Here is a 14,506-nt window from a genome sequence, read left to right on the forward strand (position 1 = left end):
ACGCAATAGTGTTGTTCCGGCACGATCACCACCGTTCAACCCGCCGAAAGGGGCCGTGTCCTGATGGGCACCTACTCGCTTCCCGACCTGCCGTACGACTACTCCGCGCTCGAGCGGGCGATGTCCCCCGAGATCCTGGAGCTGCACCACTCCAAGCACCACGCCGCTTACGTCAAGGGCGCGAACGACACCCTGGACCAGCTCGCCGAGGCGCGCGACAAGGAGCAGTTCGGCGGCCTGGTCGGCCTGCAGAAGACCTTCGCCTTCCACCTGTCCGGCCACGTGCTGCACTCCCTGTTCTGGCAGAACCTCTCCCCGGAGGGCGGCGACCGCCCCGAGGGCGAGCTGGCCGACGCCATCACCGAGCACTTCGGCAGCTTCGAGGCCTTCCGCAAGCAGCTCACCACCGCCACCACCGGCGTGCAGGGCTCCGGCTGGGGCATCCTGTCCTGGGAGCCGCTGGCCAAGCGCCTGATCGTCGAGCAGGTCTACGACCACCACGGCAACGTCGGCCAGGGCACCACCCCGCTGCTGGCCTTCGACGCCTGGGAGCACGCCTACTACCTGCAGTACCGCAACGTCCGTCCGGACTACGTCGAGAAGCTCTGGGACGTCGTCAACTGGCAGGACGTCTCGTCACGCTTCGCGGCGGCCAAGACCGCCTGATCGGTAGCGGGTGACGGAAGGCCTCGGACCGGTCGGGCGGTCCGGGGCCTTCCCCTTGTGCCCCAAGGGGCGTCCCGCGAAGGCGGGTTCGCGCCGGACACGGCTGAGGTGCCGATCCACTGGCTCGATTCAACCCGGCGTTCGCCCACGGGCCGCGTACGGTCCGTATGCTCGGGCCACCTGTCGGTGACCGGCGGTCGACGGCCGCCCGGCCTGTCCGCTCCTGTGCGAAAGGCCGTGCGATGGCCCCGCGTCTCTCCCTCGTCGTCCCTGTCTACAACGTCGAGCGCTACCTCCAGGAGTGCCTGGACTCGATCGCGGCACAGACCTTCGGGGACTTCGAGTGCGTCATGGTCGACGACGGCTCGACCGACGGCGGCCCGGCCATCGCCGAGGAGTACGCCGGACAGGACCCGCGCTTCCGACTGGTCCGCCAGCACAACCAGGGCCTGGGCGCCGCCCGCAACACCGGCCGGCGCCACCTCACCCCCGGCACCGAGTACCTGGCCTTCGTGGACAGCGACGACACCTTGCCGCCGCACGCCTACCAGCTGATGACCGGCACACTGGACGAGACCGGCTCCGACTTCGTCGCCGGCAACGCCCTGCGGCTGCGCACCACCGGCCTCAGCCCCTCGCACGGCCACCGCCGCCCGTTCCGCGAGACCCGGCTGCGCACCCACGTCAGCGAGTTGCCCGCCCTGGTCACCGATCGCACCGCCTGGAACAAGGTCTACCGGCGCTCCTTCTTCGACGGCGCCGGCCTGTCGTACCCCGAGGGCATCCTCTACGAGGACGCTCCGGTCAGCGTGCCCCACCACTTCCTCGCCGATCGGGTCGACGTGCTCGCCGACCCGATCTACCACTGGCGGGTGCGCGAGGACGGCGACCTCTCCATCACCCAGAGGAAGACCGACCCGCGCGGCCTGGTCGACCGGGTCCGCTCGATGGAACTCGTCCGCGAGTGGCTGCTTGCCCGCCCCGAGCCCGCCTTCGCCGAGCACCTGCGCGCCTACGACCGCAACTGCCTGGTCGAGGAGATCCCGATGTTCTTCTGGACCGTCCCGGACGGCGACCGCGCCTACCGCGCCGCTTACCAGCAGCACGTCAGCCGCCTGCTCCAGGCCATCGGCCCGGAGGCGCAGACCGGCCTCAGCGGCCAGCTCCGCCTCAAGTACCGCCTCACCCAGGCCGACTCCATGCACAGCTTCGTCGCCGTCCAGCGCGCCCACCGTCTCGCCCGCCGCACCCGCCAGGCCATCGGCCGCCGCTGAGCCGCCTTCCGCGGCGACAACGGCGGGGCCGCCCCGGTCGTGCTCGCGTTCCTGCGCGTCGGTCGACACTGCGCATCGCTCTCGTGCTGCTCCTGACCTGTATGGACGCCGAAGCCCTGTTCCGCTGCCCGCCGCCGGGGTGAAACAACGAGACCCCGCTGTGGAATTCGTTTCGCTGCAAGGAATGTGCTACCCACCCACATAACGTGGCCCACCGGGTTGCATCCCCTTCCGGCATCCCCCGGCGGGTGTAACGCGGTCGTCTATCTGCCTGAGAAGACCGATCCCGGATCGGTCCTGGACCACACCGTCCCGTGCGGCTGGGGACGTGTAGAAGGAACGATGGCCATGAATGCGAACTCCTCTGCGCCGGTGTGGCGGTCTCGTACGGCGTGCCTGGTTGCCGTTGCCGTTGCCGGAGCACTGGGACTGCTCAGCGCGTGCGGCGGATCGTCACATCCCAGCCCCGCCGGCGCGCTGAGTCCCGGCCCCGGCCAGACCCTGCCGGGATTTCCCGGTGCCTCCGGAACGAGCGGTACGGTCGCGGTCAGCCCACTGCCAACCACGGCCTCGACCTCAGCCACCAGCGGCCAGCCGTCCGCTCCGGCGGCCGCCAACGCGGTGACGATCAAGAACTTCGCATTCTCCCCGGCCACGCTGACGGTCAAGGCGGGCACGACGGTGACCTGGACCAATACCGACTCCGACGCTCACACCGTCACCAGCAAGCAGGGATCGGGCGGGCCACTGCAGTCGGCGGCCCTGGCCACCAACGACACCTACAGCTACACGTTCACCCAACCCGGCACCTACCCGTACTACTGCACCATCCACCCGTTCATGACCGCCACCGTGGAGGTGACCCCATGACCGAGCCCACACCCGACTCCGACTCCGACGGCGGCGGCGAGCACGGCATGACCCGCCGGCAGCTCATGCGGCACTCCGCCTGGTTCGGCGGTGCCGTGGTCCTGACAGTCACCGCAGGAGAGGTGATCAGTCATATCCCCGGTTCGGCGCACGCGGCTCCGGCAAGCAGCGCAGACCTGCGTTTCGTGCAGGTCTCCGACAGCCACATCGGCTTCCAGGGCCCGGCCAACATGGACGTCGCCGGGACGTTCGGCACAGCGATCAACCAGGTCAACTCCCTCGGGTTCCGTCCCGACTTCGTCATGCACAGCGGCGACCTGACGCACCTTTCCACCCCCGCCCAGTTCGACCAGGTCAAGCAGATGCTGTCGCAGCTGGACACGGACCGGGTCTTCACCGTGCCGGGCGAGCACGACTCGATCGGCGACGACGGACCACGCGCTTACCGACAGGCTTTCGGCAAGAACACCCTCGGCGACGGCTGGTACAGCTTCGACACCCACGGTGTGCACTTCATCGCGCTGGTCAACACACTGCACCTGGAGCAACTCGGCCACTTGGGCAACGATCAGATCGACTTCGTGCGCAAGGACATCGCCGGTCTGTCGTCGGACACGCCCATCGTCATCTTCAGTCACATCCCGCTGTTCGCGATGTATCCGACCTGGGGTTGGGGCACCGACGACGCGGTGCAGATGCTATCGATGTTCCGCCGCTTCTCCTCAGTCACGTGCCTCAACGGGCACGTCCACCAACTGTTCAGCAAGACCGAGGGCAACATCACCTTCCACTCGGCCGCTCCCACCTGCTACCCGTTCCCCAAACCCGGCCAGGGCCCCGCCCCACTTCCCCAGGTGCTGCCCGCCGGACGCCTCAAGGACGCACTCGGCATCCGCACCGTCAACTACTGGCAGGGCAACCACGCACTGGCCGTCAAGGACGAGAAGCTCGTATGACCATCCGGAGCCTGCCCGCCCTCGCGCTGCGTCTGGTGCTCGCCGCCGCGCTCGCGGTGAGCGGATACATTCACGCCCAGCTCTACATCGACGGATACCGCTTCGTCCACGTCATCGGCTCGTTGTTCCTGCTGCAGGCCAGCGCCGCCTTCGCGGTGGCCGCGCTTCTGCTGTTGGGGGCACCCCTGCTCCTGCGGATCGCCGCTGCGGCGATCGCCGTCGGCGCACTCGCCGGGTTCACCGCATCGCGTACCAGCGGACTGTTCGGGTTCTCCGAAGACGGCCTGCAACCCGCCCCGCAGGCCTTGCTCAGCATCATCGCCGAGGTGCTCACCCTGCTGGTCGTCGCGACTTGGCAGGCGTTCGAGCTCGGGCTTGTGCCGTCAAGGTCCAGGGCTGTGGAGTCGGGGGCGGGTGATCACGCGGAGGGCCTCGCTCACCCCGCCGGCCGCCGGCAAGGACAAGAAGCTCGCATGGCCCTCCGGAGCCTGCCCGCCCTCGCGCTGCGCCTGGTGCTCGCCGCCGTGCTCGCGGTGAGCGGATACATTCACGCCCAGCTCTACATCGACGGATACCGCTTCGTCCACGTCATCGGCTTGTTGTTTCTGCTGCAGGCCAGCGCCGCCTTCGCGGTGGCCGCGCTCCTGCTGTTGGGGGCGCCCCTGCTCCTGCGGATCGCCGCTGCCGCGATCGCCATCGGGGCACTCGCCGGGTTCACCGCATCGCGCACCATTGGATTGTTCGGGTTCTCCGAACAGGGCCTGCAGCCCGCCCCGCAGGCCTTGCTCAGCATCATCGCCGAGGTGCTCGCCCTGCTCGTCGTCGCGACCTGGCAGGCCTTCGAGCTCGGGCTTGTGCCGTCAAGGTCCAGGGCTGCGGAGTCGGGGGCGGGTGATCACGCGGAGGACCTCGCTCACCCCACCGGCCACCGACGGCTCCACGACGTCCTGTGGCTTCTCCTGCCCGTGGCGGTGATGGCCGGCCTCTACTGGTACGGCCGGGTGCACACCCCCGACTACGAGACCAGCCTCTTCGGAAACCGCGGAACCGACGCGATGCTGCTGAAGGCCCAACTGGGCTCCGCGCTCCTGGGCCTGGCGCTGATTCAACTGCTTCTCGCCCTGTGGATGTACGGCCGCCTGCCCGTACTGCGCGCCGCACCGCACGGGGTCCGCACCACGCACCGCCTCATCGGCCTGACCGCCTTCCTCCTCTCCCTGCCCATCGCTCGGCACTGCATCACCGCCTACGGCGTCCAACTGACCGACACCCGCGTGGCGCTGCACGCGCTCGCCGGCTGCTTCCTCTACGGGGCCTTCGTCGCCAAGGTCATCGTGGTCCGGCACCGCCGCTGGCCCGGCTGGGCACTCCCGCTGGCCGGCGGTACCCTCGTCACCGCGATCGCCCTGATCTGGTACGTCGCCCCCTTCTGGTACCTGAACGGCTCCCAGGCACCCGGCCTGTGAGCAGCACGTGAGGCCCTTTCCCGACGACCGACAACGGATACCCGCCGGCGGGCCCAGCACCGCCGCCGACATCGGGCAGCGGACGGCACCCGCGCTACGAGTCGCCGAAGAAGCCGTCCAGGATCTGCTGCGCGGCCAGGCCGGCTGGAAGCGAGCCCTCCCGGACCTGGCGTTCCAACTCGGGGGCCAGGCGCCGTACGTCCGGGTGCTCGTGCAACCGCGCGTAGAGCTGGTCGTGGACCATCGTCCAGGTCCACTTCACCTGCTGCTCCCGCCGCTTGGCGGCCAGTGCGCCCGTCGCGTCGAGCACCTTGCGGTGCTGCTGCAGCCGCTCCCACAGCACGTCCAGCCCGGCGCCGTCCCGCCCGCTGCAGGTGAGCACCGGAGGCGTCCACGCGGCATCGGGGGCCTGCAGCAGCCTTAGTGCGCCCGCGAGTCCACGGGCCGCCGCGTCCGCCTCGTACAGTGCGTCGAAGTCCTGCGGGGGGATCACCCCGCCGACCACGATGGTGATGTCCTCGTTGGTCGTCGCGCGGCCGGATGAGACGGCGGCAGCCGCCCGTCGCCGGACGGCTGCCACCCTGGTAGTGGGGGTCAGATGGCGGCTGCCGTCTCGCGGCCCCGGCGGGTGCGGCGGTGGAAGATCTCGGCGAAGGTCTCACGCCAGCCGTCGGGGTCTACGTAGTGCATGGCGATCATGGCGGCGATGACGGCGCCGGTCAGGTCGTTCTGCACCTCGGCCCACGTGTGGTCGTCGGTGCAGGTGGTGAGCCCCTTGAGACCGTGCAGGGCGTGCATGGCCTCGCCCGCTTCCTCGCCGACCTTGCCGACCTGCAAGGCTTTCAACTCCTCGGGTGGGAGGCCGGCGCCGGCGGCGCGGCACACGGCCGACAGGTTCTCGATCGCGTCGAAGAGATCTTCCATCGTGGTGTTCCTTTCCGGGTTCACCTGGTGGGTTGGGGCCGGCCGAGCTGGTGGACGGTCCATCCGTTGACGCGCCACAGGTCGGCGTCAAGGACGTTTCGCAGGTCGATGACCAGCGGGTTGTGCACCAGCGGCCGGAGGTTGGCGGGGTTGGCGTCGCGGAACTGCGGCCACTCGGTGCCGATCACGACCGCGTCCGCGTCGCGGGAGGCTTCGGCGGTGGTGTCGGCGTAGTCGAGTTCGGGGTGCCGGACGATTGCGGTCGCGTTCGCGTGCGGGTCGTGGACGGTGACCTGCGCGCCTCGGGTGTGCAGCAGCGAGGCGAGAGCGAGCGCGGGGGATTCGCGGACGTCGTTGGTGCCGGCCTTGAAGGAGGCGCCCCACATGGCGATCCGGGCGCCGTTCAGGGGCCGCGCCAGGTGGGCTTCGATCAGGGCGGCGGCGGAGTGTGACCGGTTCTCGTTGATGCGCTCGGCCGCCCTCAGCAACTCGGCGGCGTCGTTAGCGCCGAGGTGGGCGGCGGAGGCGGTGAACGCCCGGACGTCCTTCGGCAGGCAGCCACCGCCGTAACCGATGCCGGGCTGCATCCCACCGGTGCCGATGCGCGGGTCCATACCGAGGGCCTGCACCAGGGGGATCACGTCGGCACCGGCGGCGGTGCACATGTCCGCCACGGCGTTGATGAACGACACCTTGAGGCCGAGGAAGGTGTTCGCGGCGCCCTTGATCAGCTCGGCCGTCTCCGGGGTGGTGACGAACAGCGGGCAGCCGTCCGCGAGGATCGGCGCGAAGACCTCACGCACGACAGCTTCGGCGTCGGGGCTGGTGAGCCCGGCCACCAGCCGATCCGGGCGAAGGGTGTCTTCGACGGCGTGTCCCTCGCGCAGAAACTCGGGGTTCCACACGACGTGGACGGCTTCGCCGGCCGGGGCGAGCCGCTGCACGAGCCGGGTCAGGTGAGCGGTGGTGCCGACGGTGACGGTCGACTTCCCGATGATCGTGCACGGCCGCGTCAGGTGCGGCGCCAGCGCGCGGGCGGCTCCGAAGAGCTGCCCCGGGTCGTAGGACCGGCCGTCGGCGTCGATCGGGGTTCCAACCGCGAGAAAGTGCACGTCGGCGAACGCGGCGGCTTCGGCGATGCTGGTCGTGAACCGCAGCTGCCCGGAGCTGGTGTGCTTGGTGAGCAGTTCGGGCAGCCCGGCTTCGAAGATCGGGGCTTCGCCCCGGCTGAGCTGGTCGATCTTGGCGGCGTCGAGATCGACGCCCAGGACTTCGTGGCCGAGGTGGGCCATCCCGGCGGCGTGGGGGATGCCGAGGTGGCCGCAGCCGATCACGGAAACGCGCATCGTGGTCCTTGTCGAATGGAGTGGTCGCGGGGCACACGGGCGTGTGCGCACCCGCGACGCTACCGGCCCGGTGCGGCCCAACCGGCCGACATGTGACGGCCTGTCACGCGGTGACGTTCAGCAGCTCGCACAGCCGGAGCAGGGCCGGGATCGCGGCCTGCCGTACGACCACGTCGCCGGTACGGGCTCCCTCGATCGGGTAGGGCTTGAAGGTGCCGTTCTCCACCAGCCCTTCGGGGTCGACGTAGAAGATGCGCATGCCCATCTCGCGGGCGCGCTGCTGGACCGCGCGCCGGTCTGCGTGCAGGCCGACGACCAGCAGGGCCCGGGCCTCGGGCAGCAGCGGCACCGGTGGGATCTTCTGGTCATAGCGGCGGACGAAGACCTCGGGCAGCCCGGCCCGCGCCGAGAGGGCGTCGAAGTTGTGCGTGATCACCGGGCCGACCAGGTAGCCGGCGGTGTGGAGGGCCTTGAGCGCGTGGTGCGCGGCCGTCGGCTCGGCCAGGAAGCATGCGCGGAACATCGCGACCAGGTCGGGCGCCTTGGTGTCGGCGCTGAGTAGCATCTCCGGGATCAGCGTGTCAGCCTCGGGGCTGAGGGTGAAAGCGTGGGACGGCGTCAGGGTGTTGTCGCGGCGGTCGGTGACCCGGTACACCTCGTGCAGGTAGTGCAGCGGCGGGATACCGGCTTCGATCGACATGCCGCAGCCGACCTCGACCTGAAACGGCAGGAAGTCCAGGATCGGCGTCAGGTCGGGCGCGATCGTCGGCTCTCCACGCCGGTCCTTGATCCGCATACCGCCCGCGAGAACATCCCACGGCAGGTTCCGTACGGTGCGCGGAACCTTGAAGTCCTCCGAGACGAAGCGCAGGTCGACGGACCGGAAGCCGGCCGGCGTGGGGCGCCCGGCACGCTCGTCCTGCGGGTGGTCGTCGTACTCGGTAACGGTGACCCGCAGGTCACCCTTCGCCCACACGCCGTCGCCCTGCGAGCGCCACGTGCCCTGGTCGAGCCACATGCCGATCTGCCGCAGGTGCGCGGCGATCTCGCCGGCCGGGGCGGTGAAGGAGTGGAACAGGTACAGGTCCGAGAGGACCAGGCGCGGGACGGGGAACGTGTAGTCCAGCCCGTACTGGTAGCGGTAGTGGACGACCCGGCGGCGAGCTCGGCCGGGGGCGGCGGCTGCACGTCGACGCCGACGCCGGCGGCGGTGTCGTGGACCGCGCGGGACAGCTCGCGCATCATCGCCCGGTCGGCGCCGTGCATCGCCCGGCGGGGGGCCTGCTGGCCGAGGATCACCGACACGTCGGTGTGCAGCGCGGCGGAGATCCGCAGCAGTGTCTGCAGGCTGCCGCCGAGATTGCGCTCTGCCTTGCGGATCGTTGCCACCGACAGGCCTGAGGCTTCGGCGAGTTGTTCCTGCGTCATGTCCGTGCCGCGCAGAGGTTTGATGCGCTCGCCTGTGGTGCAGTCAGTCCACTGCGTCATCCTGGTCCCCTTCCGGGTACCTTCCGCCTGACCGTACGACAAAGCGCCTCGACGTCGCGTGCGAGTCGAGGTGCTTTGTGGACCTACGAGTCGCCGAAGAAGCCGTCCAGGATCTGCTGCGCGGCCAGGCCGGCCGGAAGCGAGCCCTCCCGGACCTGGCGTTCCAACTCGGGGGCCAGGCGCCGTACGTCCGGGTGCTCGTGCAACCGCGCGTAGAGCTGGTCGTGGACCATCGTCCAGGTCCACTTCACCTGCTGCTCCCGCCGCTTGGCGGCCAGCGCGCCCGTCGCGTCGAGCACCTTGCGGTGCTGCTGCAGCCGCTCCCACAGCACGTCCAGCCCGGCGCCGTCCCGCCCGCTGCAGGTGAGCACCGGAGGCGTCCACGCGGCATCGGGGGCCTGCAGCAGCCTCAGTGCGCCCGCGAGTTCACGGGCCGCAGCGCGGGCGTCGGCCGCGTGCGGGCCGTCCGCCTTGTTGACGGCGATGACGTCCGCCAGCTCCAGCACACCCTTCTTGATGCCCTGCAGCTGGTCGCCGGTGCGGGCCAGGCTGAGGAGCAGGAAGGTGTCGACCATCCCGGCCACGGCCGTCTCCGACTGGCCGACGCCGACCGTCTCCACCAGCACCACGTCGTAGCCGGCCGCTTCCATCACCACCATCGACTCCCGGGTGGCCTTGGCGACGCCGCCCAAAGTACCCGAGGTGGGAGAGGGGCGGACGAAGGCGTGCGGATCGACGGCCAGGCGCTCCATCCGGGTCTTGTCGCCCAGGATGGAGCCGCCGGTGAGGCTCGACGTCGGGTCGACGGCCAGCACCGCGACCCGGTGGCCCGACCCCGTCAGCATGGTGCCGAAGGAGTCGATGAAGGTCGACTTGCCGACACCGGGAACGCCGGTGACGCCCACCCGGACCGCCCCGCCCGCGTGCGGCAGCAGCCGTTGAAGCAGCTGCTGCGCGAGCGCGCGGTGGTCGGGCCGGGAGGACTCGACGAGGGTGACGGCCCGCGCGATCCAGGCGCGCGAGCCGTCCAGGACGCCCGTCACGTAGCTGTCGAGGTCGATCATCCGCGGAGGCATGCGATCAACGGCTCACAGCTCGTGGCCGAGGTCGGCCGCCAGCGACTTCAGCAGGTCGTAGGCGGCGTCCGGGATGACCGTGCCGGGCGGGAAGACCGCCGCCGCGCCCGCCTCGTACAGCGCGTCGAAGTCCTGCGGGGGGATCACCCCGCCGACCACGATGGTGATGTCCTCCCGGCCCGCCTCGGCGAGCGCGGTGCGCAGCGCGGGCACCAGGGTGAGGTGTCCGGCGGCCAGCGAGGAGACGCCGACGATGTGGACGTCCGCCTCGACGGCCTGGCGGGCCACCTCGTCCGGGGTCTGGAACAGCGGGCCGACGTCCACCGTGAAGCCGAGGTCGGCGAAGGCGGTGGCGATCACCTTCTGGCCGCGGTCGTGGCCGTCCTGGCCCATCTTGGCGACCAGGATGCGCGGCCGCCGGCCCTCGGCCCGCTCGAACCGCTCGACCAGGTCCCGGGTGCGCTGGAGGGAGGCCGACGGGCCCGCTTCGTCTCGGTACACACCGGAAATGGTACGGATCTGGCCGGAGTGCCGGCCGTACACCTTCTCCAGGGCGTCCGAGATCTCGCCGACGGTGGCCTTGGCCCGGGCCGCGTTGACGGCCAGGTGCAGCAGGTTGCCGTCCAGTGAGCCGCCGCGCTGCGGACCGGCCTGGGCGGCCCGGGTGAGCGCGTTCAGCGCGTCCTGGGTCGCGGCCTCGTCGCGCTCCTCCCGCAGCCGGCGCAGCTTCTCCAACTGCCGGGCCCGCACCGAGGAGTTGTCGACCTTGAGCACGTCGATCTGCTCGTCGTTCTCCACCCGGTACTTGTTGACACCGATCACCGGCTGCCGGCCGGAGTCGATCCGCGCCTGGGTACGGGCGGCGGCCTCCTCGACGCGCATCTTCGGGATGCCCGCGTCGATCGCCTTGGCCATGCCGCCGGCCGCCTCGACCTCCTGGATGTGCTGCCAGGCGCGGGCGGCGAGGTCGTGGGTGAGCTTCTCGACGTACGCCGAGCCGCCCCACGGGTCGATCACCCGGCAGGTGCCGGACTCCTGCTGGAGCAGCAGCTGGGTGTTGCGGGCGATCCGGGCGGAGAAGTCGGTGGGCAGCGCCAGCGCCTCGTCGAGCGCGTTGGTGTGCAGCGACTGGGTGTGGCCCTGGGTGGCGGCCATCGCCTCGACACAGGTCCGGGTGACGTTGTTGAACACGTCCTGGGCGGTGAGCGACCAGCCGGAGGTCTGCGAATGGGTGCGCAGCGAAAGGGACTTGGCGTTCTTCGGGTCGAACTGCTTGACCAGCTTGGCCCACAGCAGCCGGGCCGCGCGCAGCTTGGCGACCTCCATGAAGAAGTTCATGCCGATTGCCCAGAAGAACGACAGCCGCGGCGCGAAGGCGTCCACGTCCAGCCCCACGTCCAGGCCCGCGCGCAGGTACTCCACCCCGTCGGCCAGGGTGTAGGCCAGCTCCAGGTCGGCGGTGGCCCCGGCCTCCTGGATGTGGTAGCCGGAGATGGAGATCGAGTTGTACCGGGGCATCTTCTGCGAGGTGTACGCGAAGATGTCCGAGATGATCCGCATCGACGGCTGCGGCGGGTAGATGTAGGTGTTGCGGACCATGAACTCCTTGAGGATGTCGTTCTGGATGGTCCCCGCCAGCTTCTCGGGTGCCACCCCCTGCTCCTCGGCGGCCACGATGTACAGCGCCAGGACGGGCAGCACCGCGCCGTTCATCGTCATCGACACCGACATCTTGTCCAGCGGGATGCCGTCGAACAGCTGGCGCATGTCGTAGATCGAGTCGATCGCCACGCCCGCCATGCCGACGTCGCCGGTGACGCGCGGGTGGTCGCTGTCGTAGCCGCGGTGGGTCGGCAGGTCGAAGGCGACCGAGAGGCCCTTCTGGCCGGCCGCCAGGTTGCGGCGGTAGAAGGCGTTGGACTCCTCGGCGGTGGAGAAGCCCGCGTACTGGCGGACGGTCCACGGCTGGTTGACGTACATCGTCGGGTACGGCCCGCGCAGGTACGGGGCGATGCCGGGGTAGGTCTCCAGGAAGTCCAGGCCGGACAGGTCCGCCGCGGTGTACAGCGGCTTGACGCCGATGCCCTCGGGGGTGTCCCAGACCAGCTCGTCGACGTCCTTGCCGGTGGCCTGGCGCCACGCGGCCCGCCACTGGCCGTCGGTGACGTCCCGGGCGGCGTCGCCGTCCAGCCCGATTCCGGTGAAGTCGGGGATCATCACGCCACCTTGCTCTCGTCGGTGCTGCTCGTCGTGTCGGTGCCCGCACCGGTGATCTCGGCCAGCAGGCCGGCCAGCGTGGCGACGGCGTCGCCGCCCGCGGCCACGAAGCCGTCCACGCCCGCCGCCTCGTAGGCCGCCCGCTGCTCGCCGGGCCGCCCGGCCAGCAGCACCCGCCGCGCGCCCGCCGCCTTCAGGGCGGCCGCGACGGCCCCGGCGTGCTCGCCGTACAGCGCGTCGCTGGAGCAGAGGCAGGCGACGGTGGCGCCGGAGGCGGTGAAGGCCTCGGCGAAGGCCACGGCGTCGGTGCCCTCGGCGCCGGTGGTCGCGATGCCGCCGGCCTGGAACAGGTTGGCGGCGAAGGTGGTCCGCGCGGTGTGCGCGGAGGCGGTGCCGAGGGAGGCGAGGAAGAGCGTCGGCCGGGCGCCGGTGGCCGCGAGGTGGGCGTCCGAGCGGTCCCGCAGCGCCTCGTACGCCTCGGCGCGGCGCACCTGCGGCAGTCCGCCGCCGGGCCCGGCCGGGCCCGGTTCGCGGACCAGCGGCTGCTCGTCCAGGTGCGGGAACTCGCTGACGCCGGTGACGGGTTCGCGCCGCCTGGCGAGCTTGACCGAGCGCTCCGCCCAGGTCGCCGCGATCCGCTCGCCGACCAGCCCGGAGCCGAGCGCCGCCTGCTGCCCGCCGGCCCGCTCGATCTCCTGGAACCAGGCCCAGGCGGCCCGCGCCAGCTCCTCGGTCAGCTGCTCGACGTACCAGGAGCCGCCGGCCGGGTCGACGACCCGGGCCAGGTGGGACTCCTCCAGCAGGACCGACTGGGTGTTGCGGGCGATCCGGCGGGCGAAGGGGTCCGGCAGGCCGAGCGCACTGTCGAAGGGCAGCACGGTGACGGCGTCGGCGCCGCCCACGCCGGCGGCCAGGCAGGCCACGGTGGTGCGCAGCATGTTCACCCACGGGTCGCGGGCGGTCATCATCACCCGGGAGGTGACGGCGTGCTGGCGCTGCGCCGAGGCCTCGGCGCCGGCCCCCGACACCTCGGCCACGCGGGCCCAGAGGCGGCGTGCGGCACGGAACTTGGCGATGGTCAGGAACTGGTCGGCGTCGGCGGCGTAGCGGAACTCCAGCTGTCCGAGCGCGGCGTCCACCGAGAGCCCGGCGGCGGTCAGCGCCCGCAGGTAGGCGACGCCGGTGGCGAGCGAGCAGCCGAGCTCCTGCGCGGGCGAGGCGCCGGCCTCGTGGTAGGGCAGGGCGTCCACGGTGAGCGCCCGGACGCCCGGGTACTCGGCGGCGCAGCGGGCGGCCAGCGCGGTGGCCTCGGCGAGCAGCGCGGCCGTCCGCCCGGTCTCGCCGGTGCGGGCCTGCAGGCCCAGCGGGTCGGCGCCGAGGTTGCCGGCGGCGGCGCCGGGGGAGACCTCGCGCTGCTCGTACAGGGCGAACAACTGCGCGGCGGCGGCGCCGAATTCGGGCCCGGCGTCGAGTGACACGGCGGCCAGGTCCAGGTATACCCCGGTCAGCGCCTCGGGCAGGGCGGACACCGGCAGGCCTGCGCCGCCCAGCTCCAGCCAGAGCGAGCCGACGCCGTGCTCCAGGTCGGCCAGCACGGCCTCGTTGGTGCGCCGGCGGTCCGGGTCGGCGTGCCGCTGGCGGACGTCCCACCCGGCGACGGTCGAGCCCTGCGGGCGGCCGCCGCGCACGAACGGCGGGAAGCCCGGGTAGCCGGGCGGGGTCGGGGCGTCCTCGGCGGTGTACAGGGGGCGGGCGCGCAGCCCGTCCGGGAGTTCGGTGGTGAGCGCCCGCTCGGCGGCGGCACCGTCCGCGGGCTGCGCGCCGGACTTGCGCAGCACGCCCTCGACGAGCTGCTGCCACTGCTCGCGGTGCGCGGCCGGGAACTCGGCGGCGAGGGGGAGCCCTTCGGGCAGGACGTTCATGACCGCAGGTTAGCGCTCGTTCGCAAGCCCGCAGGAGGGGCGGCGCGTGTGACCTTTCCCTCGATTTGGCCCGTCTTCAGCACTGCGGACGGCGAGGAGTGCCGCGAGCGGCGGCACGCGAGGTCAACGCCGGTGTCAGGGAGCACGATCGATTGCCCGGAACGGCCCGGAACAGGGGGATTGCGGAACCTCCTCCGCTATCTATTAAGTTACTTCGAAGAAGGTGAGCGGGAGCGTCATCCCCCGTGCGTTCCCGCCCGCCTTCGCCGTCCCCCGATTCCCCCGAAGGAGAGCCCACCGC

11 protein-coding genes and 2 pseudogenes are annotated in these 14,506 nt (G+C 71.2%); 5 read left to right on the top strand and 8 right to left on the bottom strand.

Going from position 1 to position 14,506, the window contains the following annotated elements; genetic code table 11:
- The first annotated feature begins 63 nt into the window (after positions 1–63).
- The 5 genes from ACIOJE_RS14685 to ACIOJE_RS14705 all read left to right on the top strand — a co-directional run bounded on the left by ACIOJE_RS14685 (position 64) and on the right by ACIOJE_RS14705 (position 5,232).
- A complete protein-coding gene (locus tag ACIOJE_RS14685; RefSeq protein WP_363587062.1) occupies positions 64–666 on the top strand; it encodes a superoxide dismutase in 603 nt (200 codons plus the stop codon).
- 242 nt (positions 667–908) lie between these two features.
- Complete coding sequence (locus ACIOJE_RS14690; protein WP_400776364.1) at positions 909–1,940, top strand: glycosyltransferase family 2 protein; 1,032 nt, start codon at positions 909–911, stop codon at positions 1,938–1,940.
- A 348-nt stretch (positions 1,941–2,288) separates the two neighbouring features.
- On the top strand, positions 2,289–2,810 hold the full coding sequence (locus ACIOJE_RS14695; RefSeq protein ID WP_400776367.1) for a plastocyanin/azurin family copper-binding protein: 522 nt from the start codon (positions 2,289–2,291) through the stop codon (positions 2,808–2,810).
- Positions 2,807–3,766: a metallophosphoesterase family protein gene (locus tag ACIOJE_RS14700; RefSeq protein WP_400776370.1), complete on the top strand. Its 960-nt coding sequence runs from the start codon at positions 2,807–2,809 to the stop codon at positions 3,764–3,766. The genes ACIOJE_RS14695 and ACIOJE_RS14700 overlap by 4 nt, the downstream gene beginning before the upstream one ends.
- Positions 3,763–5,232, top strand: a complete 1,470-nt coding sequence (locus ACIOJE_RS14705) for a DUF6529 family protein (RefSeq protein WP_400776372.1) — start codon at positions 3,763–3,765, stop codon at positions 5,230–5,232. The genes ACIOJE_RS14700 and ACIOJE_RS14705 overlap by 4 nt, the downstream gene beginning before the upstream one ends.
- A gap of 94 nt (positions 5,233–5,326) precedes the next feature.
- Here the strand turns inward: ACIOJE_RS14705 and ACIOJE_RS14710 are convergent.
- The 8 genes and pseudogenes from ACIOJE_RS14710 to mutA all read right to left on the bottom strand — a co-directional run.
- A pseudogene (locus ACIOJE_RS14710) lies at positions 5,327–5,764 on the bottom strand (methylmalonyl Co-A mutase-associated GTPase MeaB); the annotation flags it as partial.
- Positions 5,765–5,826: 62 nt separating this feature from the next.
- The gene (locus ACIOJE_RS14715) at positions 5,827–6,156 is read right to left on the bottom strand and encodes a MazG-like family protein (protein WP_400776375.1); all 330 of its coding nucleotides are present in this window, start codon (positions 6,154–6,156) and stop codon (positions 5,827–5,829) included.
- A gap of 20 nt (positions 6,157–6,176) precedes the next feature.
- Positions 6,177–7,502, bottom strand: a complete 1,326-nt coding sequence (locus ACIOJE_RS14720; RefSeq protein ID WP_400776377.1) for a UDP-glucose dehydrogenase family protein — start codon at positions 7,500–7,502, stop codon at positions 6,177–6,179.
- A 103-nt stretch (positions 7,503–7,605) separates the two neighbouring features.
- Positions 7,606–8,520, bottom strand: a complete 915-nt coding sequence (locus ACIOJE_RS14725) for a hypothetical protein (RefSeq protein WP_400776435.1) — start codon at positions 8,518–8,520, stop codon at positions 7,606–7,608.
- A 296-nt stretch (positions 8,521–8,816) separates the two neighbouring features.
- Positions 8,817–8,990, bottom strand: a pseudogene (locus ACIOJE_RS14730) (helix-turn-helix domain-containing protein); the annotation flags it as partial.
- An 83-nt stretch (positions 8,991–9,073) separates the two neighbouring features.
- A complete protein-coding gene (gene meaB / locus ACIOJE_RS14735; RefSeq protein WP_400776379.1) occupies positions 9,074–10,066 on the bottom strand; it encodes a methylmalonyl Co-A mutase-associated GTPase MeaB in 993 nt (330 codons plus the stop codon).
- A 12-nt stretch (positions 10,067–10,078) separates the two neighbouring features.
- Positions 10,079–12,283: a methylmalonyl-CoA mutase gene (gene scpA, locus ACIOJE_RS14740; RefSeq protein ID WP_280680534.1), complete on the bottom strand. Its 2,205-nt coding sequence runs from the start codon at positions 12,281–12,283 to the stop codon at positions 10,079–10,081.
- A complete protein-coding gene (gene mutA, locus ACIOJE_RS14745; RefSeq protein ID WP_400776381.1) occupies positions 12,283–14,205 on the bottom strand; it encodes a methylmalonyl-CoA mutase small subunit in 1,923 nt (640 codons plus the stop codon). Before mutA ends, scpA begins: the two co-directional genes overlap by 1 nt.
- Positions 14,206–14,506: the final 301 nt, after the last annotated feature.

Source organism: Kitasatospora sp. NPDC087861 (assembly GCF_044742585.1).
GTDB lineage: Bacteria > Actinomycetota > Actinomycetes > Streptomycetales > Streptomycetaceae > Kitasatospora.